The 26,322-nt window shown below is 61.2% G+C and carries 20 protein-coding genes and 1 pseudogene; 8 read left to right on the forward strand and 13 right to left on the reverse strand.

Translation table 11 applies throughout. From position 1 onward, the window contains the following. Nucleotides 1-47: 47 nt before the first annotated feature. Both HUU46_05650 and HUU46_05655 read right to left on the reverse strand, forming a co-directional pair. The gene (locus HUU46_05650) at nucleotides 48-773 is read right to left on the reverse strand and encodes a metallophosphoesterase family protein (protein ID NUM53110.1); all 726 of its coding nucleotides are present in this window, start codon (nucleotides 771-773) and stop codon (nucleotides 48-50) included. 200 nt (nucleotides 774-973) lie between these two features. After that, nucleotides 974-1,429: a hypothetical protein gene (locus HUU46_05655; GenBank protein ID NUM53111.1), complete on the reverse strand. Its 456-nt coding sequence runs from the start codon at nucleotides 1,427-1,429 to the stop codon at nucleotides 974-976. Between the two features lie 144 nt (nucleotides 1,430-1,573). On the opposite strand from HUU46_05655, the gene HUU46_05660 reads away from it, so the two are divergent. The 3 genes from HUU46_05660 (at nucleotide 1,574) to HUU46_05670 (ending at nucleotide 4,308) form a co-directional block, all read left to right on the forward strand. Beyond that, nucleotides 1,574-2,905, forward strand: a complete 1,332-nt coding sequence (locus tag HUU46_05660) for a Gfo/Idh/MocA family oxidoreductase (protein NUM53112.1) — start codon at nucleotides 1,574-1,576, stop codon at nucleotides 2,903-2,905. 135 nt (nucleotides 2,906-3,040) lie between these two features. Continuing rightward, entirely contained in the window at nucleotides 3,041-3,340 is a 300-nt protein-coding gene (locus HUU46_05665; protein ID NUM53113.1) for a hypothetical protein, read from the forward strand. A gap of 95 nt (nucleotides 3,341-3,435) precedes the next feature. Next, nucleotides 3,436-4,308 (forward strand): Gfo/Idh/MocA family oxidoreductase, encoded by an 873-nt coding sequence (locus HUU46_05670; GenBank protein NUM53114.1) that lies wholly within the window; start codon nucleotides 3,436-3,438, stop codon nucleotides 4,306-4,308. Between the two features lie 125 nt (nucleotides 4,309-4,433). Here HUU46_05670 and HUU46_05675 read toward each other — a convergent pair whose 3' ends face one another. From HUU46_05675 to HUU46_05690, 4 genes are all read right to left on the reverse strand, one after another. Further along, the gene (locus HUU46_05675) at nucleotides 4,434-6,539 is read right to left on the reverse strand and encodes a sulfatase-like hydrolase/transferase (GenBank protein NUM53115.1); all 2,106 of its coding nucleotides are present in this window, start codon (nucleotides 6,537-6,539) and stop codon (nucleotides 4,434-4,436) included. Nucleotides 6,540-6,656: 117 nt separating this feature from the next. Further along, the gene (gene purQ / locus HUU46_05680; protein ID NUM53116.1) at nucleotides 6,657-7,457 is read right to left on the reverse strand and encodes a phosphoribosylformylglycinamidine synthase I; all 801 of its coding nucleotides are present in this window, start codon (nucleotides 7,455-7,457) and stop codon (nucleotides 6,657-6,659) included. A gap of 13 nt (nucleotides 7,458-7,470) precedes the next feature. Continuing rightward, complete coding sequence (locus HUU46_05685) at nucleotides 7,471-10,476, reverse strand: phosphoribosylformylglycinamidine synthase (protein ID NUM53117.1); 3,006 nt, start codon at nucleotides 10,474-10,476, stop codon at nucleotides 7,471-7,473. Then, nucleotides 10,469-11,530, reverse strand: a complete 1,062-nt coding sequence (locus tag HUU46_05690; protein ID NUM53118.1) for a phosphoribosylformylglycinamidine cyclo-ligase — start codon at nucleotides 11,528-11,530, stop codon at nucleotides 10,469-10,471. Before HUU46_05690 ends, HUU46_05685 begins: the two co-directional genes overlap by 8 nt. Nucleotides 11,531-11,670: 140 nt before the next feature. On the opposite strand from HUU46_05690, the gene HUU46_05695 reads away from it, so the two are divergent. After that, on the forward strand, nucleotides 11,671-12,552 hold the full coding sequence (locus HUU46_05695; GenBank protein ID NUM53119.1) for a LysR family transcriptional regulator: 882 nt from the start codon (nucleotides 11,671-11,673) through the stop codon (nucleotides 12,550-12,552). A gap of 1 nt (nucleotide 12,553) precedes the next feature. Here the strand turns inward: HUU46_05695 and HUU46_05700 are convergent, their stop codons facing one another. The 5 genes from HUU46_05700 to HUU46_05720 form a co-directional block, all read right to left on the reverse strand. Further along, complete coding sequence (locus HUU46_05700; GenBank protein NUM53120.1) at nucleotides 12,554-14,137, reverse strand: fused MFS/spermidine synthase; 1,584 nt, start codon at nucleotides 14,135-14,137, stop codon at nucleotides 12,554-12,556. A 91-nt stretch (nucleotides 14,138-14,228) separates the two neighbouring features. Then, on the reverse strand, nucleotides 14,229-15,845 hold the full coding sequence (locus tag HUU46_05705) for an aldehyde dehydrogenase family protein (GenBank protein ID NUM53121.1): 1,617 nt from the start codon (nucleotides 15,843-15,845) through the stop codon (nucleotides 14,229-14,231). Nucleotides 15,846-16,264: 419 nt separating this feature from the next. Then, the gene (locus HUU46_05710) at nucleotides 16,265-17,536 is read right to left on the reverse strand and encodes a CCA tRNA nucleotidyltransferase (protein NUM53122.1); all 1,272 of its coding nucleotides are present in this window, start codon (nucleotides 17,534-17,536) and stop codon (nucleotides 16,265-16,267) included. A 49-nt stretch (nucleotides 17,537-17,585) separates the two neighbouring features. After that, on the reverse strand, nucleotides 17,586-19,748 hold the full coding sequence (locus tag HUU46_05715) for a hypothetical protein (GenBank protein NUM53123.1): 2,163 nt from the start codon (nucleotides 19,746-19,748) through the stop codon (nucleotides 17,586-17,588). 32 nt (nucleotides 19,749-19,780) lie between these two features. Then, nucleotides 19,781-21,106, reverse strand: coding sequence for a hypothetical protein (locus HUU46_05720; protein ID NUM53124.1), 1,326 nt, complete (start codon nucleotides 21,104-21,106; stop codon nucleotides 19,781-19,783). A 140-nt stretch (nucleotides 21,107-21,246) separates the two neighbouring features. Between HUU46_05720 and HUU46_05725 the strand changes: the two genes are divergently transcribed. Further along, nucleotides 21,247-21,414 (forward strand): hypothetical protein, encoded by a 168-nt coding sequence (locus tag HUU46_05725; protein ID NUM53125.1) that lies wholly within the window; start codon nucleotides 21,247-21,249, stop codon nucleotides 21,412-21,414. Between the two features lie 32 nt (nucleotides 21,415-21,446). After that, on the forward strand, nucleotides 21,447-23,648 hold the full coding sequence (locus HUU46_05730) for a hypothetical protein (GenBank protein NUM53126.1): 2,202 nt from the start codon (nucleotides 21,447-21,449) through the stop codon (nucleotides 23,646-23,648). A gap of 12 nt (nucleotides 23,649-23,660) precedes the next feature. On the opposite strand, the gene HUU46_05735 is transcribed toward HUU46_05730, so the two are convergent. Both HUU46_05735 and HUU46_05740 read right to left on the reverse strand, forming a co-directional pair. After that, nucleotides 23,661-23,870, reverse strand: a complete 210-nt coding sequence (locus tag HUU46_05735; protein NUM53127.1) for a BrnA antitoxin family protein — start codon at nucleotides 23,868-23,870, stop codon at nucleotides 23,661-23,663. A gap of 25 nt (nucleotides 23,871-23,895) precedes the next feature. Next, nucleotides 23,896-24,169 (reverse strand): annotated as a pseudogene (locus HUU46_05740) (BrnT family toxin). A gap of 108 nt (nucleotides 24,170-24,277) precedes the next feature. Here HUU46_05740 and HUU46_05745 point away from each other — a divergent pair. Together HUU46_05745 and HUU46_05750 are read left to right on the forward strand one after the other, a co-directional pair. Continuing rightward, nucleotides 24,278-25,273: a radical SAM protein gene (locus HUU46_05745; GenBank protein NUM53128.1), complete on the forward strand. Its 996-nt coding sequence runs from the start codon at nucleotides 24,278-24,280 to the stop codon at nucleotides 25,271-25,273. A gap of 83 nt (nucleotides 25,274-25,356) precedes the next feature. Next, nucleotides 25,357-26,313 carry an NTP transferase domain-containing protein gene (locus HUU46_05750; GenBank protein ID NUM53129.1) on the forward strand — a complete coding sequence of 319 codons (957 nt, stop codon included), beginning with the start codon at nucleotides 25,357-25,359 and terminating at the stop codon, nucleotides 26,311-26,313. Nucleotides 26,314-26,322: the final 9 nt, after the last annotated feature.

A 26,322-nucleotide genomic window follows, 5' to 3' on the forward strand; every position in this document is an offset into this window, starting at 1 on the left:
ATTACGAGCACGAGCACGAAAGCGCGCCGCAAAGAAAACTGTATGTGCTATCGCCCCATGGTCAGGCGTTCCGCGAGGAAGGGGGGAAGGCCCGCGTCGCGGATACGTCCGGCTGCGGCGGACACATCGTATTCGGCGCGGACGAGTTCGTACTCGTTTTTCTCCGAATCGAAGAGGCCAAAGGCCGCTCGGGAGTCCCCGTCACGGGGTTGGCCGACCGAGCCCGGGTTGATGAAGAACGTCTTGCCGTTGCCGAGTTGAAACTTCGAGTCGTCGTCCACGCTGTATAAACCGTCCGCCGAGAATATCCCCGGGCTATGCGTATGCCCGAAGAAGCAGAGGCGGTAGTTCTGGTCTGTGACGTATTGGAGATGCGGCAACACGTCTTCCCATGTGAACAGATAGCAGTCTCGGTCCGTGGGGGAGCCGTGGGCGGCGAGAAAGTGGGGGAACTGCATGTTGTCGGGAAGTTTTCGGAGCCATTCGAGGTTGGTGGGCGAGAGGTGCTCGCGTGTCCACAGCGCGGCCTGAAGCGCGACGGGATTGAATCCCCACGGTTCCTCGATGCCGCAGGCGACGGCGTCGTGGTTGCCGCAGATGGTGGGCATACCGCTCTCTCGGACGATGTCGGAGCATTCGTTCGGGCTGGCGTTGTAGCCGACCACGTCTCCGAGGCAGACGACCTGGTCGATGGAGAGTGACTTGATACGCTCCAGAACGGCCTGCAGGGCCTCGAGGTTGGCGTGGATGTCCGAGATTATCGCGTATCGCAAACGAGGAACCTTGCGTTTTGGGCTGATTCACCGGAGCGGGCCGCCCTTAATGGATCCCTCGCTTCCGGCCCGCTCGGCGGGTATTTTGCATGGTTTGGCGGGAGGGGTCAAGCCGATGACGGGAGGGAGGTATGGGACGGATGGGAATTTTGGACCGAGCACGGCTGTGGGCCGAAGCCGGAGGGGGGAGAGGGCCGGCGCTACACGCGCGGGATCGAGCGCATGTACCCGGAGATCAGCACGATGACGACAGCGAGTGCGACAAGCAGGCCTTGCCAGAGTTTAGCGTTGGCGCGGAGTTTTTCGGACCACGGCTTGAGCGAGGCGAGCGCGATCGCAAGGGCGAAGACAACGAGCGCGAGTAGAAACTTGATTCCGAAGAGCATGTGATAAATCGACTGCCCCTTGTGCGCGGGCGCCTGGATGACGAGGTAGTTGTAGAACCCGCTAATCAGAAAAAGCAGGATGCACGTGTGGATGAACTTCATCCAGCGCCGCGTGACGGCCGCGCGCAATTCCGCGCGGGTCTTGTCGTCGAGCGTCTGTTGCGCGCTGGGCATCAGCACGAACCGCACGAAAACCGCGCCGCCCACTGCGACAATTGCCGCGAGAATGTGCGCCCACCGCATGATAAGGGGAAGGACCAAATCGGACATGACCGCGACTCCTTCAAAAGACCGATGGCACACAGTGTACCGATCCGGACACCGGCACCGCACCTTTTTTGACTTGTGCCGTCCACTTGTGAGATATCGGCAGCTTATCCGCATCCGTGCGGCGTGGGGTAGAGGGAAACGTCCATGAGCAAACCGGTTTCACGCAGGGATTTCATCAAACGCGCGGCCGCGGCGTCCGTTGCCGCTCCGCTCATTGCGCCACGTCTCAGCCTGGCGCAGCCGCCCTCCGGCAAGCTGCAACACGCCGCCGTCGGCGTCGGCGCGCAGGGCGGCTACGGGCTGAAGGAAATCTTCAGCAGCGGCAAGGTGGACGTGGTCGCGCTGTGCGACGTGGACGCGAAGAACCTCGAAGGCGCATCGAAGCTGTATCCCGGTGCGCGCCTGTACCGCGATTGGCGCGAGATGCTCGAGAAGGAAGAGAACAACATCGACTCCGTTAATGTCGGCATTCCGGATCACATGCACGCGCCGGTATCGATGACGGCAATCCGCAAGGGCAAGCACGTGTTCTGCGAGAAACCGCTGACGCACGAGGTGTATGAGGCCCGCCAGCTCACACTCGCCGCGCGCGAGTTCGGCGTCAAAACGCAGATGGGCAACCAGATTCACTCGCACGAGTTTTACCGCACGGCAGTGCACTGGATGAAAGAAGGCGCCATCGGCAAAGTCCAGGAGTGGTACTCGTGGACCGGCGCGCTCTTCCTGACCGGCGACAAGAAGCGCCCCGAACCCGCTCCAGTGCCCGACCATCTCGATTGGGACCTGTGGCTGGGCACCGCGCCGGAGCGTCCGTACGCACCGGAGGTGTATCACCCGTTCTGGTGGCGGCGCTGGCGCGATTTCGGAAACGGCGCGACGGGCGATTTCGGCTGTCACATTTTCGACACCGTGTTCACCGCGCTCGACATTGGCGCGCCCTTGACCGTCTGCGCGCAGGTCGAAAGCGTGGACGGCGACCAGTGGCCGGAATGGACGATATCGCGCTACGTGTTTCCCGGCGTCCCGATGAGCGCGGGAAAAACGATTACTGCGACGTGGCTGGACGGAGGCAAGCGGCCGTCGTGGACCGTGTCGCGACATTTGACAAAAGATTTTGCGATGCCGTCGAGCGGATCGGTCGTCATCGGCGAAGAAGGCACACTCGTCATTCCGCACGTGGGCGAGCCGTCGCTGCACCCCATCCACAAGTACAAGGACTATCCGAAGCCAAAGCTCGAGCCAATCAATCACTACCACCAGTTTGTCGAAGCCGCGCTCGGAAACGGCGTCGCCGGATCGCACTTTGACTACGCGGGCCCGCTCACCGAAGCGGTGCTACTTACCACAGTCGCGGACCGATTCCCCGGTCAAACGCTCGAGTGGGATGCGCGGAAGATGCGCTTCGCGAATTCGCGGGAAGCGAACAAATTTCTGCGCCGCAAATACCGCGATGGTTGGCAGGTGAAAGGACTCTAAATCAACGCCACGCCGTAATATTCGTTGAAAAATTCGGGCCCCTCCGCTATCCTACTGTCGCCCTCTCGGGCTGGGGGACTGTTTTTTTGAAGCAGTTGCGGTTTGGGCCGCAGTCCCAAAGAGGAGAACCGACCTATGGCGAAGCGAACGAGCAAGAATCCGGTACAAGAGATGTTGGGCATGGCGGGCGATTTTGTCGTCAAGCAAAAAGGCAAATGGGAACACAAAGATTGGGAAGCGTTTGTCGAGAAAGTGCAGAAGGCCGGCGTCGATCTGTCCGATGAACTGAAGAAGAGCCTTGGCCATATTCTTGAAGCGACCAAACGTTTTTACGGTGATGTATCGAGCATTCCCGACAAGAAGCCCGCAAAGAAGGCCAAGCCAAGCGCCAAGGCCAAATCGAAATCGAAAGCGAAGGCCAAGTCCAAAGCCTGATTCTCTTTTGGTGCTCACGAGTCCGTTTGCCCGCCGGTTGTGTGGCAGCACATCCGGCGTGGCGTATACGTTTGCCATGATGTAAAGGAAAGTTGATGTTTCGTCTGGGCATTGTGGGTTCCGATAACAGTCACGCCGAGGCGTTTTCGCGGCTGACCAACCTCGAGGGCGAGAACCGGATTCCCGATGTGCTGGTCACGCACATCTACGGCACGGACGAGGCCCGCACAAAGGAAGTCGCCACCAACTGCGAGATTCCAAACATCGTCACGCGCACGGAGGACATGATCGGTCAGGTAGACGGCATTCTGTGTGTATGGCGACACGCCAGCAAACACAAGAACGATTCGTTGCCGTTCATCAAGGCGGGAATTCCCGCGTTCGTAGACAAACCACTCGCGCATACGGTGGCGGACGCGCGCGAACTGATCGACACTGCCGAGCAGGCCAAGGTCGGTTTCACGTCATTTTCGACGTTGCGGTTTTGCGTGCCGACCGTGCAATGGCTTGCTTCGTTGAAAGATTCGATCGATGTACCTGTTTCCGGCGTCAGCACTGGGCCCGCGGAAGTGGACAGCGAATACGACGGGCTGTGCTTCTACGGCGTACATACGGTCGAGCTCATGCACGCCGCGTTTGGTTACGGTGTGACGAGCGTCACGGCGAGCGAGCACAACAAGTACATCATGGCGGTCTGCAAATACGCGACCGGCCCGATCGTGGCCTTGAATTTTCAGTACAACGAACCATACGTCTTCCATATATCCGCGTTTGGGAAGAAGGGATTTTCCGATCACAAAGTTGATTCGGGGACCAGTTACGTCGAAGGCATGAAAGTCATCATGGAAATGATGCGCACGGGAAAGTGGCCGCTGACGCCACAGCAACTGATCGAACCCGTCCAGGTCCTCGCCGCCATAACGAAATCGCTCGCGGAAAAACGCGAAGTCGCGTTGTCGGAAGTGTAATTACTACTGCGCGGCGCTCGTCTGCCATCCCTCGCTCCACAAGGGACTGTCCCCGATTTCAGTCTCGAGGATCCGAAGCGTACTGTTAGGCCGATGTCCGAAATCGGGGACTGTCCCTGATCCGTCTACGGCGCAGCAGCCGTCTGCCACCCCTCGCACTGCATGATGAAATACTGATCCAGCTTGTCGGTCCAGTTCTTTGTCGCCTGCGGAGAACGCGATGAGATGTCCCGCATCGGCGCTCCGGCCCGTACGTTTGTCAGGTCGTACAACGCCGCCGCCGCGGGCGGGCCCACGGCCCTCATGGTGAACGGCTCGCGCTGCGTCGACCAGACCAAACGCAATTTCGCGTTACGAATGCTGAGCATCAACGGATTGCCGACCATCGAGATGGGTTCACGCGATACCGGCGCGTTGATCAAGTCCGCTGTGCTTGCGTAGGGACCCAGCGTTACGTGCATCATCCTGGCCAGGGTGGATGCGACATCCTCGAGCCCTGTCAGTTCGCTGCGTTTTGCCGCGGTCACGCCAGGCGCGGACAGCACGAATGGCACGCGCAAGCTCCAATCGGCCAACACGGTGTCGTCGGGCAGGTAACTCCCGCGCGTCGATGTCACCACGATACAGGTCTTGGCTCCCTGCGCATTTCTCACGTGCCCGATGAACTGCCCAACTTCGCGATCGAGATATTGGACCGCGGCGTTGTACAGCGCGCTTGGCGTCGCGCTGGCCAAATCGGGAAGGAGGGAGCGGGCGTGAAGTTCTCTCGAGCGCGGATTGCGCAGGTCGGTCAGGCGGACGAGCAGGAAGTAATTTGTGTCTTTGTGCGCGTCAAACCAACGGCGCGCTTTGCTCAACGTTTCACTCGAACCCATGGCGGGACCGGGCGCGTTCGGATCGAGTTGCACACTCGCAGCGGGCGGTTCCGCGATGTAACCGTCGTCGAATGTGTCAAACCCGCGCTCGAAACCCCGTCCGTGCACGAGATCGCCCCAGCCCTCCCCTTCGGTGAACGCTGCTGTTGCGTACCGCTCGCCGCGCAACGCTTCCGAAATGGTCTTGAGTTCCTTTGGCAGCGGGCCTGCGCGGTCGCCCAGATAACCGTGCCGCAGCGGTGAAACGCCGGTAAGCAGCGTCATGCACGATGCCGCGGCCTCCGGCGCCGGCGCATAGGTGAGCGGATACGTCAGCGCCGCCGCTCCAATACGTTCGAGATTCGGCGTCGTTCCCTTTGCCGAACCCATGCTCGACACGCGATCGGCGCCAAGTCCGTCAACAACGATCAGGACCAGGCTGGGATTCGATTCATTGCCCTGCATTCTGCGAACGTGCGGCCCGTCGATCAGGAGCGTTCGGTCCGATGTGAGGACTGGCAGAACACCGACTGCTTTGCGCCACTTCGATTCCTTCTCCGTGGACCAGCGCACGACGCACGTGGTCATCTTGCGGGGAACATCTTCGGCAGGGATTTGGAGGTAAGACCACTCGCCGGCCGCCAAATCAATCGAACCCGAAAACTGCGTCGTGGTATCGCCGCGCATCTCAATCGTGAGGTAGGCGACTTCCAACGCGTCTTCAAGCGCGGTTTCGGGCGGGTTCGCGCAGCCGATCATGAGGCATTCGCCGATCGACGCGGTCGCGTTGGTGGTCAGCACGGAGCCTTCGGGTAGTGCGCGCGCACTCGCGTACGCGGTACCGACGCGGTAGGTCTGCACTTCCTCCGGCGCTTTCGGCCGCGCCTTCTCGACGCTGCCGGCCCAAACCTCGAACATGATAAAACCGGCTAACAGCAAGGGCATACCGCTCGCCATCCACGCGACGTTCCACGCGCGCGGACCGGATTCGCTGCGCAGAATCGCATAGAAGCCGACCAGTTTTAGCGTCGCGTGAATCCCGGCGAATGCGGCAAAATAGATGAGCGACTCGAAGTCGTTGAGCGCCGGGTGCGGCCAATTTACGTCGAATCGGGCGAGGTAGGGCAGGAAGGCGGCGACCGCCCCGTGCGAGAGGCATTCGCCCAACAGCGGCCAATTGGTTTTCGTGGGCCAGGTGAAGCGCACGAGCCCGACGTAGAGCAATTGAAGTCCGGCATATGTGGCCGCAACGCCGCAGGCCACCATCAACCCCGGCGTCAGTCCCGGCACGTAACCCTGTTCGCCCAAGGCCTGCCGCGCAAATAAACCGGTAACGCCCGACGAGATTCCAAGCGTGATTGCGTAAACGAAGATCATCGTTCCCTCAAACGAGTGAGTGTACGCAGTCCGGCGCCCCGTTCACAATCGGTCGGGTGCAATGGATGTCTTGGATGCTACCTGGCTTCTGGCGCCCGAAGTCGTTTCCACTGCGTCTTAACCAAGCAACTCCCGCTCGGCATATTCCACGGCATTGCGAAAGACACGCAGCCCGATTCCCTCCTCTGGCCGAGCCTCGCGTGTCCAAAGAGGATGGTGTGTGCGCTCGGTGTGGGCTTCGGGATGCGGCATCAACCCGAACACGCGCCCGGTCGTGTCACAAATGCCCGCCACGTCGTCAATCGATCCGTTCGGGTTGGCCGGGAAGTCGCCGCGCGCCGCTTCGCCGTCGTGCAGGCAGTAGCGCAATACGATCATGCCGCGATCGCCAAGCGATTTGAGTACGTCCGCGTCGCGCGGGATAAACTTGCCCTCGCCGTGGCGCACGGGCAATTCGAGTTGGTCCAATCCCTTTACCCAAACGCATGAGGTGTTCTTCGCGGTCTTTAAGTGTACCCACCGATCTTCGAAGCGCCCCGAGTCGTTGTGCGTCAGCGTCACTTCCTGCCGGAAATCGCCTTCGAGCATGGGGAGCATGCCCATCTTCACGAGCACTTGGAATCCGTTGCAGATGCCGATGACAAGCTTTCCCTCCGCGACAAACCGCCTGAGCGCGTCGCCCAGCTTGTAGCGGAGCCGGTTCGCCAATATCTTTCCCGATGCAACGTCGTCGCCGAATGAGAACCCGCCGGGCACCGCGAGTATCCGGTACTCCTTCAGCATGGCGGGCCGCGCAATGACGTCATTGAGGTGAACGCGGACCGGTCCCGCGCCCGCGCGTGCGAACGCGTCGGCCGTTTCATGGTCGCAATTGATACCGAATCCGGTCAGGATGAGTGCGCGTGTCGTGGTGCTCATAATTAATCCATCGCTACCAGCGGAGCGTGCGTTGCCACGCTTCTTTCAATTCGGGAAGGCTTGCCTCGTCCGCGTAACCGTCGCGTCCGCGGATGCGAAGCACCTCGAGCGGAATTACGGAGCCTATCCGCGTTACCGGGACGCCGTCCATGGCGGACTCAAACTCCGCGGCTTTCGCAGCGGGCACAGTAACCACGAAGCGGCTTTGCGATTCGCTGAACATCGCGATCACATCGTTCGCGGCCGGTATCTTCGTTAGGTCAATCTCCATGCCGAACCCGCCTGCGAACGCCGACTCGGCAAGCGCTGCGCCGAGTCCGCCGTCCGAGCAGTCGTGGCACGACGAAACATAACCACGGCCGATCGCGTCCGACAACTTTTCGTATGTCATGCGCGCTCGCTTTGCATCGACCTTGGGTACGACTGCTCCGAGTTGGCCGCGCAGCGCGAGATATTCGCTGCCGCCCATCTCGGGCTTCGTTTCACCGACAACGTACACGGCGTCGCCGGCGTGTTTTACGTCCATCGACACCACTTTGGTCACGTCGTCGATGATTGCGGCGGCGGTGAAGAGTACCGTGGGTGGAATGGAAATCTTCGTGCCACCGATCTTGTAGTCATTTTTCATACTGTCTTTGCCACTGATCAATGGGATGTCGTAGGAAGTGCAGATGTCGTAGAGCGCCTCGCAGCAGCGCACGAGCTGGGCGAGTTTGTACTCGCCGTCGGGCGTCTTCTCGCTCTGCACCGGATCGGGCCAGCAGAAATTGTCCAATCCGGCAATGCTCCCGATGCGCGCGCCGACTGCGATGAGGTTGCGCACGGCCTCGTCCACCGCGCTCGCCATCATCCAGTAGGTATCAAGATCGCTGTACTTGGGCGCGATGCCGCACGACACCGCGATGCCGCGTTTGGAACCGGGCACCGGACGAATTACGCCGGCGTCGCCGGGGCCGTCGTGGTCGACGCCCTGGAACTGTTTCAGCACGCTCTGCGCGAGGACTTCATGGTCGTACATGCGCACGAACGATTCTTTGCTGCACACGTTTAGTGAACCGAGCACGGCCTTCAAGTCGGCGATGAGATCGCTTTGTTCAACGATAATCTCCCGCGTGACGGCGGGCGGCTCCCACCTCGCTTTCAGATGCATTCTCGGCACGCCGTCATGCAGAAAGTGCATGTCGAGCGCGCCGATCAGCTTGCCTTCGTAACGGCATTCGAGGCGGCCAGAGCCGGTGAATTCGCCGAGGACAGTCGCTTCGACCTCGCGGCGCCTTGCCAAGTCCAGGAAGGCGTCGACCTTGTCCGGCGGAACAGCGAGAGTCATGCGCTCTTGCGCTTCGGACAGGAAAATCTCCCATGGCGCGAGGCCCGGATACTTCAGCGGCGCGCGTTCAAGATGCACGACGGCGCCGCCCGAACCTTTCGCCATTTCGCCGATACTCGATGACAAACCGCCCGCGCCGTTGTCGGTGATGTTCGAAAAGAGGCCGAGGTCGCGCGCTTCGATCAGAAAGTCGGCCATTTTCTTTTGCGTGATTGCGTCGCCGATTTGCACGGCTGTTGCGGGCGAACCTTCGTGCAACTCCTCGGACGAAAACGTCGCGCCGTGAATCCCGTCTTTGCCTATGCGGCCGCCGCACATGACAATTCGATCGCCGGGCCGGGCTGTTTTTTCGTGGCTGGGTTGGCCGTTGATCGTTGCGGGGATGAGACCGCCGGTGCCGCAGAACACAAGAGGCTTGCCAAGGAAGCGTTCGTGAAACACGATCGCGCCGTTCAGGTCCGGAATGCCGCTTTGGTTGCCGCCGTCCTTCACGCCTTGATGCACACCGCGCAGCACGCGCCGGGGATGCATCAGGCGCGCGGGGATGTCGCCATCGTAGAACGGCGACGCAAAACAGAACACGTCCGTGTTGAAAATGCAGCGGCAACCAAGTCCGGCGCCGAGAACATCGCGGTTCACGCCAACGATGCCCGTAATCGCGCCGCCGTACGGATCGAGCGCGGAGGGGCTGTTGTGCGTCTCCGCCTTCAACGCGAAATTCCAGTTCTTGTCAAACCTGATAATGCCGGCGTTGTCGTGGAACACGCTGACGAGCCAATCGACGCGCTTGCCGACTTCGTCCGTCGTCGCCTTTACGTAGGACTTGAACAGGCTGTCGATCGTGCGCGTGTTTCCCGCTTCGTCGGTGTACTCGATGACGGCATTGAATATCTTGTGTTTGCAGTGCTCGGACCAGGTTTGGGCGAGGATTTCGAGCTCGATATCTGTCGGCTGTTGCGGCAGGCCCGCGGCGGCCCGCCACGTCTGGACGGACGCGTCACCGTAATGCGCTTGTATCGCTTTCATTTCGCCAAGTTCGAGCGCCAGCATGCCGTCGCGGCTGAGGGCCATGAGCGCGTCGTCGGAAATGTTCAGATCGATTGTCCGCACTTCTGCGCTGCTGCGTTCGGTAACGAGGGGCAGCCCGAGCAGGCCGTGACCGCCTATGTCCCCGAGCTCCGACGCCGGCTTCACAATCCAACGCTGGATGAGTTCATTTGCGAGCAGATCGCGCGCAATGCGCTCGCATTGTTTCGCGTTGACGCGGCCCTTGAGCGCGTACAGGGTCGACTTGTAGACCGCGTCACCGGGGGAGAGGGCGCGCCCAATTGTATCGGCGATGCCTTCCGCGGAACTCTTGCCGATGTTATCGGTGACGCCCGGCCGGAACCCGACTTCGATCGCGAAATCGAAATCGCGGGCCAGCAGGGAATCAACGGCCGAATCCTGAATGATCGGATCGGTGAACAGCTCGCGGCGGACGAGTTCGAGTTCTTCTGTGCTCAAATTCGCGTGGATGGTATACACGTCGATTGCGCGCACGTCCTCGATGTGGATGCCCAAATCGTCCGCCACGCGGGCGCGAACGCCAAGGCCCGCCGGGTCCGGCATGCCCTGTTTCATCCCGACCTCGATTCGGTGCACGGCGTGTGACGTCGCGGCGGGGGCGGTGGCAGCGGCCTCTTTAGGCATAGCGAAGTGTTCCCGAGTAGGTTACGCGGCGCTCTCCCTTGATAACGCGGCCGATAACCCGGCCTTCGCTGCCGGCCTGATCGAGTGTCTTCAACGCGCGCTCGGCCTCGTCCTCGGATACAATCACGAGGTAGCCCATGCCGCAATTGAAGGTGCGCAGCATTTCAAATTGTTCGACTTGACCCGCCCGCTGAAGGAAGCCGAAAACCGGCGGCGCAGTCCACGCGTCGAGATTGATTTCGACGCCCGTTTCGTGTGGCAACGTGCGGGGGAGATTGTCGGTGATGCCGCCCCCGGTGATGTGCGCCATTCCTTTGACCGTCACGATTTTCATGAGCACGCGAATAATCGTCGCGTAACTGCGGTGCGGCTCGAGCAGCGCTTCGCCGACCGTTCGGTCGACGCCGGGCATCGGGTCGCTGCAATCGAGTTTGGCGACCTCGAAGCATATCTTGCGCGCGAGGCTGTAGCCGTTGGTGTGTAGTCCTGATGATGGCAGGCCAATGACGACGTCGCCAGGCTGCACTGTCGAACCATCGACAATCTTTTTGCGATCGACGACGCCGACAATCGTTCCAGAGATGTCGTATTCCCCGGGCTGGTAGAGTCCCGGCATTTCCGCGGTCTCGCCGCCGATAAGCGCGCAGCCCGCGTAGCGGCACCCGTTGGTCAGGCCGCGAATGACTTCTACAACCACGTTGGGTTCGAGCCGCCCAAACGCGAGATAGTCGAGAAAGAAGAGAGGCTTCGCGCCCTGCACCAGAATGTCGTTGACGCAATGGGAAACCAGATCGACACCGATCGTGTCGTGCTTGCCCGTCATGAATGCGAGCTTAATCTTGGTACCAACGCCGTCTACGCTCGATACGAGCACCGGTTCGTCCATGCCCTTGGTGTCGAGGCTGTACATCGCGCCGAAGGTTCCGATATCGCACAGCACGCGATCGTCGAACGTTTTGTTCACGAGGTTCTTTATTTCGCGGACTGCCTTGTCCGCGGCGTCAATGTCGACGCCGGCGTCGCGGTACGTCAGGCCGCGTTTGTCGTTGCTCATACAGGTGCACCTCATCGAATCGCGTTCGGGCCCGCGGGGCCGATGGCACGCGAAGCATGCGGTTAGATTACGGGCAGGATGGAGATAAAGCAATTGAATTAAATCTATTATGCCGATAAGATTTTCTGATTGGAGATCCGATGACCCTCGAGCAACTACGTTTCTTCCGCGCCGTAATTGACGGCGGCAGTTTTCGCGCCGCCGCCGAACGGGTGCACCGCACTCAACCCGCCATTACCCACCAGATTAAAGCGCTCGAACGCGAATTGGGTCACGTGCTGATCGACCGCAAGACGGCCGCGCCCACGCCTGCCGGCAGACTTCTGTATACGCGAGGCAGTGCGCTGATCTCCGACGCGGATGCGATGCGGGCTGCGATGCAGGATTTTGACGAGACACAGGCCGGCGAACTGCGCCTCGGTACGAGCGACACAACCGCCCTCTACACCTTGCCCCCGATAGTGCGCCGGTTCCGCCGCGCAAACCCCGGAACACGGCTGCATATCGTGAATCGCCCGACCGAGGTCATCGCGCAGATGGTGCAGCTCGGGGACTTGGACATCGGAATCGTGACGCTGCCGGTGTCGTCCGCGCAATTGATGGAACGCGTGTTGTTCGAGCAGGAACTTGTCCTTGTCGTGCCACGGCGGCACCGGATGGCGACGCGAACGATCGTACGCGCGCGCGATTTGCAGTCCGAACCGCTGCTGTTGCTCGAAGACGTGACGCGGACCGGAAAATTGCTGCGCGAGTTTTTTCGGATGAGTGGGTTTACACCGAACATTGTTTTGGACACGAGCAGTTTTGAAGTGATCAAGCGGTACGTGGCGGAAGGTATCGGCATATCGTTTCTGCCGCGCGCCGCGGTTAGGCCGCGGGACACAACATTGCACGTTGTGCGCGTGCCCGGTTTGCCGCGCGTCACGATAGGCGCCATTTGGAGGACCGGCGCATACCAGACCCGGGCCGCGCTGAATTTACTCGAGCTGTTCGACACACCGCGCAAGACCCGGCGCCGTTGACTTAGCGGCCCTGTGCGATATCCACCGGCGCGTTGTTGTCCGTGTACAGCTTGCCGTCCCGCGCGGCGGTGTGAGCGGCGGAGAACTGCGTGAGGCGTTTCGGAAAGTTTGGCGGAAGGTAATTGCCTTTCGCGGCAAGTTGCGCCGCGAGATCGGACAAGTCTGCGGGGTGCGCCAGCCACGGGCCATCGGGCCAACCTTTGCCGTCCCGCGTGCCGTTCGGCGCGAGCTTCGCCGGGTCTATCTTCTGCGCGAGATACACGGTGTTCCAACTGGATTCCGCCTGAAACACGTAGACCTTTTGGAAAACGGATTCCAGCGTCTGCAACATCCCGCGCACAATGTTGTCGTTCGATCCGCCATACTCGCCCATTACGTTGTACACGAGACAGCCACCGTTCTCGATGCGATCGAACGCGCTGCGAAAGAATTCCTGGGTCGCAAGATGGTAGGGGAGATACGCGCCATTCGGCCCGGACGCGTAGGCGTCCATGATGATCGCACCGTAGGTTTGCTTCGTGCGTTGGATGAAGGTCCGGCCGTCAATCGTGACGATGCGCAGGCGCGGGTCTTCGGGCAGTTCGAAATACTGCTTGGCGACCTTGACCACGGCAGGATCGATTTCCGACACCTCGATTTTCATTTCGGGATAGTGCTTCAAGAAATACTTCGGACCGGTCCCTCCGCCGAGTCCCACGAACAAAACGGATTTCGTCGTTGGGTCCAACACGAGCGGCGCGTAGAAGAATTCGGTGTACTCGAAGCCGCCGGCGTATGCGTCCGTCTTGAACATTGTCGATTGGGGCGAGCTGTCGAAATACAGAATCCGTTTCTCGGCTTCGTCGCGGACCAGAATGTGGTGGTACGCGGAGTAGTTCTCGTAGATGGTCTGCGCGAACGCGGCTGGCGCAAGAAACGGCGCGCTTGCCACGATCAACGCGGCTACCGGAGCGGTTTTGCGCCGCGCGGCGAAGTGAGCGAACACGATGAACACTCCTCCAACGACGAGCGCCGCGCAGGTCGCGTACAACGATTCACGCACGCCCCAGGTCACGAACAGCGTGGAGGTCGCCATGGTTCCGCAGATGCTTCCCAATGTCGAAAGCGCCGCGATACGTCCCGCGCTCGAGCCGACTCTGTCCAAGCGCGTGACCGCGAGGCGAATGGCCTGCGGCATGACGGTGCCCAGGGCGAGCAGGGGAACGAGCGTCGCCGCCGCGGACGCGACCAGCGGTTCCCACCAGCGCATCACTTCGCTCTGCGCGACGTGTTCGGCGGTCTTCACGACTATCGGTTCCATGAAGACTGCGCTGAAACCGGCGATGCACAAGACGACGCCCAGCGGCGCCCACGAGCGAAAGCGGTCCGCCATCCATCCTCCCAGCGAATAGCCCGCTGCCAATCCGAGCAGACACACCGATATCTCCGCGGACCACACCTCGAGCGAACTGCCGAAGAACCGCTGCAGCATGCGCACGGCGATGAACTCGTAGATCATCACCGCCGCGCCCGAAACGAAGACGAGCACGCCGAGACACAGCGCCGGGACAAATGAAGCAGACGATACATTTTGTTCGTTGGACATGATGCGCCAGTATACCGAATGAGCGGAGCGAATCGGAACGAAAATGGGCGGCCACGTTTGGCCGCCCATAAAATCGATCACGAGTGCCGGTCTACTTCCGCTTTGACTTCGACAGTTTGCGGAGCTTGCCATCGATCGAAATCAGACCGAGCATCTTCGACAGTCCCGTCTTACTGTGCAAGACGTCGAGCAGCGCGCTCAGCAGCGCGTACTTTTCCTTCGAGTAGGGAAACCAATGCGGCTCGATCTTGTTGCCCGCGTCCACGATGACGGACTTGATGTGCGAGAAGCTGTGCAGCCCGTGCGGGCCGAAATAGCGGCCGAACCCGCTCTCTTTCGTTCCGCCGAACGGCAACGCCGCGTTGCCCTGCGTCGCGAGCACATTGTTTATCGACACGTTGCCGCTCTCGATATTCCGCGCAACGCGCTCCGCACGCGCGAGATCGGTGGACCACACCGCTGCGCTCAACCCGTACGGCGTATCGTTCGCCATGCGCACGGCTTCGTCTTCAGACTTGAACTTCTCGACCGTGATGACCGGTCCAAATGTCTCCTCCGTGATCACGCGCATCGAATCGTTCACGCCCGAGATCAATGTCGGGGGATAGGCGTGCGAATCGCCCTCGCGCTTGCCGCCGGTGTGAATGGTCGCGCCTTTCGCGCGCGCGTCCTCGACCAGTTCCTCGACCTTCTTCACCTGGAACGGCGCAGTCATGTGGCCTACGTCGAGATCGCCCGCATCGGGTTTGTCGCCGTGTTCCGCCGCGTGCGTCAGGTCCTCGATTTTCGAGGCGAGCGCCTTCACGAAATCGTCGTGGATGCGTTCGTGCACGAGCACACGCTCGATGGACGTACACGTCTGGCCGCAGTTCATCAGACCGCCCCACATCGCGCCGGCGGCCGCCCGGTCAATGTTCACATCGTCGAATACGACCATCGGGTCTTTGCCGCCCAGTTCGAGTTCGACGGGAATTAGGTACTGCGCGGCCTGTTCCATGATCTGCTTGCCCGCGCGCGTGCTGCCCGTGAAAAGGATTTTCGCGGGACGCTGATCGATGAGACGGCGGCCCGTCTCCTTCCCGCCGTACATCACCGTGATTGCGTCCTTCATGAAGCCGCTGCCTTCGATAATCTCTTCGTACAGGCCCTTGAGCGGCGTCCACTCGGACGGCTTGAACACGATCGAATTGCCCGCGACAAACGCCGTAATCATCGGCACCCACGCGAGGTTGAACGGGAAGTTCCACGGCGAGATGATCAACACGGCGCCCATCGGTTCGTAGTGGATGTACGACTTCTTGCCCTGCAGAATGATCGGCGTGGGGACCTTCTCATCCGCCAGATACTTCTCCGCCGTGTTCTTGTAGAAATCGATGATCGACAACGCCTGCGCGACATCCGCCATCAACGCGTCCACGCGCGACTTGCCCGTCTCCTGCACGATGCGATCGACGATCTTCTCCTTGTGCTTGAGAATGTAGTCGCGCAGCTTCAGCGTCTCTCGAACGCGGTCGGCAACCGGCATCGCGCGAATCTTCTCGAACGCCGCGCGCGCCCGCGCAAACGCCGCGGTCACCTCGGCGTCCGCCGGTTCGCGGAAGGAGTACAGCACTTTTTGCGTGCGCGGATCGCGCACGACCACCTCGGACGCGGACGCGCCGGACGTCTCGATGCGGATCGCTTCGGGGGCGAGCGTAGCTTCAGGCATGAGGACAGACCTCCTTCGTGGGCCGGGAGCGGTTGACGGCGCATTGGCTTGCATTTACCTAAGAGTAGGTAACACCCGGGCCGAAACGCTCACAACCGTGCGGGCACCTTGCAGATTCCGACTCCAAAACCGTGAATTCACTATAGCAGAGGGTACGATCTGTGGCAAGGGGGGCGCCCAGTCCAATCGCGAGCGAATTGCGCGTTGCCGGCCGCTCACAGAGCGTGTGTCTACCGGGTGTCGAGCGCCCGCGACTCGACGAACTGCAAGAGTCGCGCCGTCGGTTTCCATCTCGCTGTATCGTAGCGACGACGTCTTTAATGTTCGTGGAAGCAGCATGACAAGCCGGCGGAGCACCGGTGCACCAAGTGGGACGACAGAGGTCGGACCTGCGGCATAATCGCGTCTGCCGCAAATTGCTAATGCGGCAACGGCCAATGGGAGCGGACGTACTCGAGGGCGGCTTTTTTTGTGGGGATGCTGCCTTCGAGTTGGGCGTCTTCGATGGTGCGGAGGATTTCGCCGAAGAGGGGGCTGGGGGTGTAGCCCAGGGCGATGAGGTCGTCGCCGGTGAGGAGGGGGGTGGGGCGGATGGCGTCGGGCGGGATCTTGTCGACGTAGTGTTCAATCCAGTCGATGGTTTTGGTGTCGCCGTGGCTGGCGAGGCAGTCGAGGCGGCCGAGCTGCAGGAGTTCCGGGAAGCCGGGTTCGCGCACGAAGCGCTTGAGTTTGCTCACGCGCATCTGCGGGGCGTGGGCGAGGCGCATGTGTTGGTCGACAAGCCAGACGATTCGCTCGGTGTCGTGGTTCGACATGCGTAGTCGTTTGCAGATCGCCTCGGCCATTTCCGCGCCTATCTTGTCGTGGTTGTTGAAGCGGATGCGGTCTTCGACCGTCATCGTTGCCGGCTTGCCGACATCGTGCAGCAGTGCGCCGAAGGCGAGCGTGGGCGGCGCGCCCTTGAGCATGTCCGCGAGAATGAGGGTGTGGGTGAACACGTCGCCTTCGGGATGGAACTCCGGCGGCTGCTCGACGCCTTTCATTTGCGCGATTTCGGGCAACACGTGTTCGAGCAGGCCCGTCTCGTCCATGAGTTCGAGGGCGCTGCGGGCGCCGCCTTCGGTGAGGATTTTGGTGAGTTCGTCGCGAATTCGTTCCGCGCTGGTTGTCGTCACCAGATGCGCCATCTCGCGGATCGCGTCGAACGTGGCCGGCTCGATGGCGAACCGGAGACGTCCCGCGAAGCGCACGGCGCGCAGGAGCCGCAGGTGATCTTCGGCGAAGCGCTGGCGCGGTTCGCCGACGGTGCGTATCAGCCGGGAGTCGAGGTCGTCCTGGCCGCGCACGTAGTCGACGATCTGTTCCGATTCCGGGTCGAAGAACATGGCGTTGATCGTGAAATCGCGGCGTTGCGCGTCTTCGACTTCGCCGCGAAACTGAACAAACGCGGGGTGGCGTCCGTCGGTGTACGGGCCGTCCGTGCGAAAGGTCGTGACTTCAAACTGCGCTTCGGGCAAAACGACGACCGTCACACCAAAAGACGCGCCGACATGAATCGTTTTGTCGAACAGCGCTGCGACTTCGCCGGGCGTAGCGCTCGTGGCGACGTCGTAATCCTTCGGCGGTGTGCCAAGCAGCATGTCGCGCACGCATCCGCCCGCGAACAGGGCGCGGTGCCCGGCGCGGCGCAGCGTTTCGCAGATGCGTTCGGCCGCGGCTCGGTTCGGACTTGCGAGCACGTTACTTCCCGGCGGCGAGGCGGGCGCCGTCGTGCACGTGCCGCCGCGGGAACAGGAACCATACGGCGCAGAGAATTGCCACGAACACGCCGCCGCACGCCACGAGCACGGTGACACTCGCGCCGGGATTCGCCGCGCGTTGCGCGATGGCGAGCCATGCGGCGGAGCCGATGACCAGGAGCAGCGTGGTCCAGCGAAATTCGGGTTCGGGCACCATGATGCACAGGACGATCCACAAAAACGCGTGCGCGAAGAGGAGGACGGCGCGCCACTCGCCGTCGGACGCGATCGCCAGCGTGCCCGCGCCGATAGCGCCGGCGAGCAGGAGTGCGACTACTTGTGCGAGGTGGTCGATTGTGCCGCGCATCAATTCGCTCTGCACGCGCCACGGGAAGCACCGTTCGACGGCGACGCACGTCACGATTAGCGCCGCGGCCATGAGCCAGACTTGTGCGCCGGAAATCGCAGCGCCCGGATGGACCAACGCGTAGAACCACAGTCCCGCCGAAACGGCAAGAGCCGCGACCGCGCTCAGCTTGAGGCCCGCGGCCCGCAGCGCGACGCCCGAAAACGCGAGGCACAATGCGCTGCCCGCGAGAACTAGCGGCGTGTATGCAGCGCCGGCGAATCGGTGAACGAGGACCGCGGTGGACCCGATCGCGACTACGTACGGGATCGACGCGCTTGCGTGGTGGTCGGAGCTGCGCCCGCCGCTAATGCGGGCGAGGAATCGTTCCGATCGGTAGCCGCCGACAAAGGTGTAGGCTGCGAGGAGCGCGGTGTACAGCGTGAACATCGGCTGCTCGTGGAACCCTTCTTTCCCGACGTACAGGAAGAAATAAAAGCTGACGTGCGACGCAACGATCAGCATCACCGCGCCCACTTCGATCTGCGGCGTGCGAAGCGCGACGCCAATTACCGCGAGCGCGAAGCTTGACAGCGCCAGCATGAACGGCAGGGACGGAAGGTTGCCGAGATCGGAGATCATCAGCAGAGTCAGTAGCAGCGCCGCGCCGGCCGCGTGCAACAGCGACACGGTCGAGGACGGCACGTCGAACATCGTGTCCGCGAGAAACCAGTGGCCGCTCAATCGGCGGTGTTGCGGTTTCACGCTGCGAATGTGCGTGGCGTAATACCACGCCGTAAGGAGGAACACGCCGACCGCGAACAGTCCCTGCAGCCAGTTCGAGTACAGGGCGCGCTCGCCGACGTAGAGTGGTCCCGTAAACTTCATGGCCTGCATCGTCAACACGAAGGTGACGATCAGAACCGCGACATTTGCCGATTTCAAGACGACAATCCCCGTCCAGTGGTGGAGCGCGGCGAGCAGGAGGCATTCGACGGCCAAGGCCGCGAGAAACCACGCGCCGTCGAGGATGGTGTTCATCGCGAAATTGAAAAGCACCAGCGCGGCGGCGACGAATATCTGAAACAGGTAGTTGCGGTGGGTGCCGCTGCTTTCGGCGTACACGGCGAGCAAAACCGCGATTCCGCCGAGGCACGCGTAGATGGGGCCCGCGTTCGTCGCGCCGTACAGGTTCAGTCCGTGCCAGACCAATGGGTAAAAGGCGAGGCAATTGATCGTGCCAATCAGCGCGGATCGGCCACGGCCACGGCCGATTCTGCGCGATTCCATCACGCACAGCATCGACACGAGCGTGTGCCACGCGGTCAGTGCGCCAAACGCGGTCCAGGCGTACGCGCGTTCGGATATCGGCAATGTCAGCGCCGGACGCATCAGATAGAGCGCGAACGCGGGGTACACCGCGCACACGGCGAAGAATAGGAAACCCAGCGTGAGCCGCCTATACAGAAACAGTGCGATCAGCGCGCAGGCGCCGCAGGCCATGAGCGCGGGGCTGACGCGAACGCTCGCCAAGCGTTGGGTCGCGGTCGACCAATCGCTGAAATCGATGTCGCGGACGGAGTAGTTGACCGCGACGGCCGCGCCGGTCGCCAGCGCCATCAAGACCATGATCGCGCGAATGGTCCATGCGCGGCCCGTGGGTGGCGGCGGCTTCGGCAACGGATCGCCGATGCGGCGCCCGCGCGCGGACGATCGCCGATCCGCGCGCAGCAATTCCAACTCGCGCGTTAACTCTGCGACGCGTCCTTCGAGTTCGCGAACGCGATGATTCGGGTCCTGTTGCACGTCCGGGGTCATGCAATCAGTTTACTCGTGCGCGATTCGCAACGCTAACGCTGGTCCGCTGGTCGCAGGGCGAACCGCGTCGTTCCCGTTGGCGCCAGTTCGATTGCGAGTAGCGTTTCCGTCTTGCCGTCGGGAAGCGCGCGCACCTGTGTCTGATGGGGCAAGCTGGTCCCGTCGCCGGCGGTGAGGACGTTGTCCGGCGATGCGTTCGAGACTTTGAAGTAGGCCATGACTGGACTCGAGGGCATCGGCAACACGCCGGGTTTTGGGGGCGGGGGCAATTTGAAGAGCCAGGCGGTCGTCGCGACAAGTACGACGGCCGCCGCGGACGCGAGCCACTTTGGGCGAATGCGCGCGTAGATCGTGCCGGGAACCGGGCGCGCACCGTAACCGAAGACGACGACTGCGAGCAACGCGAACATCACGCTGCCAACCGGCCATGATATCTTCGCCAAGGCCATAGCGACGCGCTGCATGATTGCAGGTGGCGCAGAGGGTGGAGGCGGGGCCGGTTGTTCAAATGCGGCTTCGATGTTCACGGGCTCGCTTCCGACTTCCTGATCGATCGTGAAATAGCCCGTCGATCCGTCGAATCGAACGAATTTAGCGCCGGCAACGGAAACTCGCGCGAACGGCATCGCCCCTAGCCCGCGGATTGCTTCCTTCAGTTCGTCGTTCGATTGGCACGCCAACAGCATGATCGACGCGCGCCGCGGTCCGCTGTAGGTGCTGCGATAGCCATAGCCGCCCGAGATGCGTCCAATGCTGTTGCGAAAGTTGATCATCGAAGCAACTTTTTCATCGAGATGTCCGAATTGAATCCATGGTTCGGCGACAACAGCGGCGGAATTCGGGTTCTTACCGTTGAAGGAAGTCTGCTTATTCAACTCTTCTTCGGAACTCATTACCAGCGGCATCGAGAACTTCGCGCCGCCGTACCATCCGAGCAACAAATCCGGCGGTGTTCCGTGCGGTTTAACGTCGGCCACGGCAAATATGTGCGTTGGATAACAGTAAAGGTCAATTCCGATGTCCGCTTCGAGATCAGTCCACCACAGATTGGAGAGGCCGATTCTGGCCAGGACAGGCCCGGTCTCGATCTGTACCGACCCCGGCCCATTTACCTTACCCGTGTTAAGCGTGGGGCACAGCGGCACGTCTCCAATCAATTCCTGATCGCCGGACGTAAACTTTTCGATTAGGGCGTCCGTGCAGTTGACCAGCATCGAATACGTCTCGCCGGTCACGAGTAACTTGTGTGGCGTACCGCCGTCGTCGCGGACTTGTACGGTGCCCGGTTCTTCGGCTGCCGCCGCCCCCGCGACGTGGGCCGCGAAAACACACCAACATGTCAACACGATTCGTTTCATCTTCCAACCGGCTCCGCTGCGTGGCGAAACGCAGCATGCTACCCGCGGCAGGCGTTCAGTTTCCATACGTTGCAGGGTAGGCCCTTGCGCAATATACTCCCTTGCGGGGAACTTATCTCGAACAGCGGGAGGGCACTGCAATGACAATGGCCGGGTTGATTGTCTGCGTAATTGGCATCGCGGGGTTCCTCGCCAACTATATGGGCTTTTATCCGATGAGCGGCGTCATGGGGGACAACCGCCTCTGGGTGGGCGTGATGGTAATCGGTGCGATCACCGCGATTCTTACCCGCCGCGCCAGCGACTGACTAAGGGCCGCGTCGACCAGTCTGGGGGATTCATGAGTACAGGGAATCATTCTGCGTTGGGTGGCGCCACTGCGTCACGTGTCCTTTTGGTCCTTTCCTTTTCTGCGCTTTCCTTGCTTGCCGCGGCAGACGACTTCGCCCCGCGCGTTGAAATACTCACGCGCCACGTTCAGCGCCTGCACGCCATCACCGTGCCCGATGCGGATGCGCCAACTAAGGCGGAAAAACTGAAGCAACTCGAAGACGCCGTGGCGAAGGGGGCGGCAAATTCCGAAGAGTTTATCGCGCTGTACAATCAGATTGACGACGTCCGAATGTGGCTCTGGTCCCACGCGACGGACCAACCACGTATCGCCGCGGGGAGCTTTGCGGAATCGGACGGCGCCTGGACGATATCCGCGCCTTCCCTCACGGTGACGCTGGCGAAATCCGACCTTGGAATAACGGTGAAGACGCCGGAGGCCGCATGGCAGTTCGCGCCGTGTGAGGACCGCGACATCGTCATGCCGGGAAAGGCGATTGGGCTGCTCAAGGCGGGCGCGCGCAATGTCGAGGAATTCCGCACGGGGTACAGCGTGGGGCTTATCGCAGTTTTCTCGGAATTTGCGGAAGCGCCCGGATTGGAAGTTCGGCTTTGTCTAAACGTAATTGGCAACGCATTGGTGTGCGAGTTCATCGCGACCGACGACGGGCAGACCTTTACGGACGTGTACTGGCCGAAGGCGATCGTCACCGGAATCACCGCCAACGATGTTGCCGTGATTCCGCACATGCAGGGCATGCTGTTGCCCGGCGACTGGCACCAGGAGATCAAACAACATAGTCTCGTCAATTCACGCACGCTTTACATGCCGTGGTGGGGACATCTTGCGAACGGCGTGCGCGGCGCGGGGCCCGGTGTCGTCGCGATTATCGAGACGCCCGACGACGCGGGCGCCGATTACAGACACGCACCGGGAGGGCCTACGGTGGTTGCGCCGTATTGGGCGCCGAGCCTCGGCAAAATGCGGTACCAGCGCGTCATCCGCTATATCTTTGACGACGACGCGACCTACGTCACGCTTGCGAAGCGCTATCGACAACACGTGCAGGAAACAGGGCGTTTCGTATCCCTGTCGGAAAAGGCGCTGCGTACGCCCAATGTGAACGAAGTGATCGGACGTCCCGTGATTCACATCGGGGCCCTCTATCACTTCGTGCGCGAAGCGTCGCTATTCAATAAGGAACGCATTGAGAACAACCACGGCCTTACGACGTTCGAGGAACTGGCGAACGGCTTGAACGAATTGAAAGTGCGCGGTGTGGAGGACGCGTACATCCACCTCGACGGTTGGGGCTTCTACGGCTATGACAATGGACACCCCGACGTGTTGCCGCCCGGCGAGGAGCAGGGGGGATGGGACGGCCTGCGCGCGTTCGCGGACACGTGCGATCGGCTCGGCTACCTTTTTGCCGTGCACGATCAGTACCGCGATTTTTACCTCAACGCCGTGTCGTTCGACGATCGCCTCGTGGCGTACCGATTCGATGGCACCTGCGAACAGCATTCGACGTGGTGCGGCGGTCCGCAGACGATTCTCAACCCGCGTTTCGCTCCGGACTATGTGCGCCGCAACCATGACCTGTTCGCCGCGAACGGCGTGCAGGTGAAGGGCGCCTATCTCGACGTGTTCTCGATCGTGCCGATCGAGGAAAGCAGCGAGAAATCGCACCCCGTCTCGCGCAGCGAATGCGCGCGCTATCGCGCGGACTGTTTCGATCTGCTCCGTGCGCGCGGTTACGTGGTGAGTTCAGAAGAACCAACGGACTACCTGGCGCCGCACATCGATCTGGTCCATCACGGCCCGTACGCGACGTACCCGAACATTGGCGGTGGCGATGCGCGCGGCATCCCCGTCCCGCTATGGAACCTCGTCTATCATGACGCGCTACTGCTGCCGTGGGACATGGGCGAGAACGGCGGTTGGGGCACGCCGGCCGGCGACGCGGGATACCTGCACTGCTTCCTGAACGCGGGCCTGCCGTATCTGGGACTTGGGGCGGGCCCGGACCAGATTGCGCGCATGAAAGAGGCGTGCGCACTTAATCAACGCTGCGCCACGAGCGATATGGTGTCGCACGAGTTTCTGGACGATGCGTACCGTCAACAGCGCACGACCTACAGCGACGGCACGACAGTCACGATTGACTTCGCTGCAAAGTCCTACACGATTGAGCCACCGGCCAATGGCTGAATCGTCGCTCCGCTAACGAGATTGTGCCTCGATATAAGAGCGCAGCACGGCATTGATTCGTGTCTGATATCCCCGCCCTTGTTTGCGGAACCATCCCAGTACATCCGGGTCGATGCGTATCGAGACTAGTTCCTTGGGTTTGGGTAAGCGCACTTCCATCCGCTTGAACACCCTCGGATCGATCTCCGGCGCCTCGCCCAGATCGATCTCATTATCGGGCATGGAGGCGAGCTTTCTCCATTTTGTCCTAGACTTTTTCGTGGTAGATTTTTTCTTCACGTTTTGTCGCCTTTCGCGCGGATACGATGCGGATCGAGTCCGTGTCCCGCTCTACAAACACGACTACGGCGACGATTGACTTGAGTATTCCGAATCCCAAACCATCTATCTTCCCCGTAGTCCTTGCGATCATCCAAGAACAGCACCATTGGGTGTTGAAACATGGTCGGTACATCAACAAAATCAATTCCGTGTTTGCGAATGTTCATTCGATTTTTTGCTTCGTCCCATTCGTAAACGATTTCCTATAGTGTAGATACAATTTGTATTGATATCAAGGGCGGGTATGCGGGGGATGCACCTGTCGAGTGCGTTTGACGATCCGGAGAACACAGCGCTACGCTGGCGGCATGAAAGTCGTGGCAGGAGGCGGCCCGAAAATCAGCGGGCATCTTACTATTGATCCCTTTGCCCCGGCATATCTCGCCTTACACGAATCTGGCGCACTTTCGGCGCGGGTCGAGCGGGCGCTTGCCGAGTTGCGCGATTGCTGCGCGTGTCCGCGGAATTGTCATGTCAACCGCATGGCGAACGAAACGAAAGTGTGCAACACCGGGCGCTACGCGCGCGTCGCCAGCGCATTTCCGCATTTTGGGGAAGAGGATTGCCTTCGCGGACGCAAGGGATCGGGGACCATCTTCTTTGGTTTGTGCAACCTGCGCTGCGTGTTTTGCCAAAACTGGGACATCAGCCAGAAGGTGTCGGGCGCGGAGATGACCGCGGACCAAATCGCGGACGTGATGATCGAATTGCAGGGCTACGGTTGTCACAACATCAACTTCGTCACGCCGGAGCACGTCGCGCCGCAGGTCATTGAGGCCGTTGCGGCGGCCGTGCCGCGAGGCCTTCGCCTGCCGATTGTGTACAACACGAGCGCGTACGACTCGGTATCGTCGCTGCGGTTGCTCGACGGCCTCATCGATATCTACATGCCGGACTTCAAATTCTGGGAGCGCGAAACCGCGAAGCGGCTGTGCAAGGCGAAGGACTACCCTGATCGCGCGCGCGAAGCCATCGCGGAAATGCACCGGCAAGTCGGGGTGCTCAAGTTTGGCCCTGATGGCATGGCGCGGCGCGGCGTGCTTGTGCGTCATCTCGTCATGCCCGGACAAACGGCGGAAGCCGCGGCCATTTTTCGATGGCTCGCCAATGAACTCTCGCCGGATACCTACGTCAACATCATGGGACAGTATCACGTTGACTACCAGGTCGGCTCCATCGCCAGCAATGGCACGGCCAAGTACACCGACATCGAACGTCGCGCCACCGACGCGGAAATGCGCGATGCTTTCGCCGCTGCGCGGGATGCCGGCCTCTGGCGTTTCGACGCACGCTGGCTCCCATGAATACCCGCCTGTGGTTTGTACCGCGAACGCGCCCCAAGTAGGATTGCGCTCGCAGTGCACGTGGGAAAATTGGAGAGGCGCAGGTGCAGATTCGGAAAGCCGTTATTACCGCGGCGGCGCGCGGGTCCCGGTTGTATCCCGCCGCGGATACGGTGCAGAAAGCGATGTTGCCGCTGGTGGACCGCGATGGTCTCACCAAGCCGGTGATTCAGATCATCGCGGAAGAGGCGATTGAAAGCGGTATCGAGGAGATTGTAGTCATTTGCGCGCCGGGCGACGAGGCGAACTACCGGCGGCAGTTTCAGTCGTTGCGCGAGAATCTGCTCGAAGCGTACCGGGGCGCGGAGTGGGCGCGTCTGCAATCCGAAAAGATCGCCAGCCTCGAAGGCCGCCTGCGGTTTGCCGTTCAGGATGAACCGTTGGGATACGGCCACGCCGTCAGTTGCGCGCGGCCTATCGTGGGCGACGAGCCGTTTCTCCTGCTGCTCGGCGATCACTTGTACGTATCGCAAATCGAGGGCAAGCGCTGCGTCGAGCAACTGGTCGAGTTGGCGCAGCGCGAGGACTGCGCCGTCGCCGCAGTTCAGGCGACGCGCGAACATCTTGTTGGCCGCTACGGCACGTTGACGGGTAAGCGCCAGCAGGGCGCGCCCGGCATCTACCAAATCGATCGCATTATCGAGAAGCCGTCGTTGAGTCAGGCCGAGTTGGAACTGCACACACCGGGCCTGCGCGTCGGGCACTATCTGTGCTTCTTCGGCATGTACGTGCTCACGCCGTCCCTGTTCGCCATTCTCGACGAGGCGCTGCATTCGAGCAGCGAAAAGCACGACGTTGCGTTGACGCCCGCCTTGCAGGAATTGGCGCGCCGAGAACGGTTCCTTGCGCTGGAACTAAAGGGCACGCGCTACGATATCGGCGCAAAGTTTGGCCTGCTGCAAACGCAACTCGCGCTCGCGCTCGCGGGCGCGGACCGCGAGGAGATGATGACGGTTGTCCTTGAACTGCTCGCGGAATCCGCGCGCCGCTCGAAGCACTAGTGGTTCATA

The sequence above is a fragment of the Candidatus Hydrogenedentota bacterium genome, from assembly GCA_013359265.1.
In the GTDB taxonomy this organism is placed as follows: Bacteria; Hydrogenedentota; Hydrogenedentia; order Hydrogenedentales; family SLHB01; genus JABWCD01.

Coding starts and splice junctions, on each gene's coding strand:
- HUU46_05655 (NUM53111.1), bottom strand. CDS start 1,429: ATGTCCGATTTGGTCCTTCCCCTTATCATGCGGTGGGCGCACATTCTC.
- HUU46_05660 (NUM53112.1), top strand. CDS start 1,574: ATGAGCAAACCGGTTTCACGCAGGGATTTCATCAAACGCGCGGCCGCG.
- HUU46_05665 (NUM53113.1), top strand. CDS start 3,041: ATGGCGAAGCGAACGAGCAAGAATCCGGTACAAGAGATGTTGGGCATG.
- HUU46_05670 (NUM53114.1), top strand. CDS start 3,436: ATGTTTCGTCTGGGCATTGTGGGTTCCGATAACAGTCACGCCGAGGCG.
- HUU46_05675 (NUM53115.1), bottom strand. CDS start 6,539: ATGATCTTCGTTTACGCAATCACGCTTGGAATCTCGTCGGGCGTTACC.
- purQ (NUM53116.1), bottom strand. CDS start 7,457: ATGAGCACCACGACACGCGCACTCATCCTGACCGGATTCGGTATCAAT.
- HUU46_05685 (NUM53117.1), bottom strand. CDS start 10,476: ATGCCTAAAGAGGCCGCTGCCACCGCCCCCGCCGCGACGTCACACGCC.
- HUU46_05690 (NUM53118.1), bottom strand. CDS start 11,530: ATGAGCAACGACAAACGCGGCCTGACGTACCGCGACGCCGGCGTCGAC.
- HUU46_05695 (NUM53119.1), top strand. CDS start 11,671: ATGACCCTCGAGCAACTACGTTTCTTCCGCGCCGTAATTGACGGCGGC.
- HUU46_05700 (NUM53120.1), bottom strand. CDS start 14,137: ATGTCCAACGAACAAAATGTATCGTCTGCTTCATTTGTCCCGGCGCTG.
- HUU46_05705 (NUM53121.1), bottom strand. CDS start 15,845: ATGCCTGAAGCTACGCTCGCCCCCGAAGCGATCCGCATCGAGACGTCC.
- HUU46_05715 (NUM53123.1), bottom strand. CDS start 19,748: ATGACCCCGGACGTGCAACAGGACCCGAATCATCGCGTTCGCGAACTC.
- HUU46_05720 (NUM53124.1), bottom strand. CDS start 21,106: ATGAAACGAATCGTGTTGACATGTTGGTGTGTTTTCGCGGCCCACGTC.
- HUU46_05725 (NUM53125.1), top strand. CDS start 21,247: ATGACAATGGCCGGGTTGATTGTCTGCGTAATTGGCATCGCGGGGTTC.
- HUU46_05730 (NUM53126.1), top strand. CDS start 21,447: ATGAGTACAGGGAATCATTCTGCGTTGGGTGGCGCCACTGCGTCACGT.
- HUU46_05735 (NUM53127.1), bottom strand. CDS start 23,870: ATGCCCGATAATGAGATCGATCTGGGCGAGGCGCCGGAGATCGATCCG.
- HUU46_05745 (NUM53128.1), top strand. CDS start 24,278: ATGAAAGTCGTGGCAGGAGGCGGCCCGAAAATCAGCGGGCATCTTACT.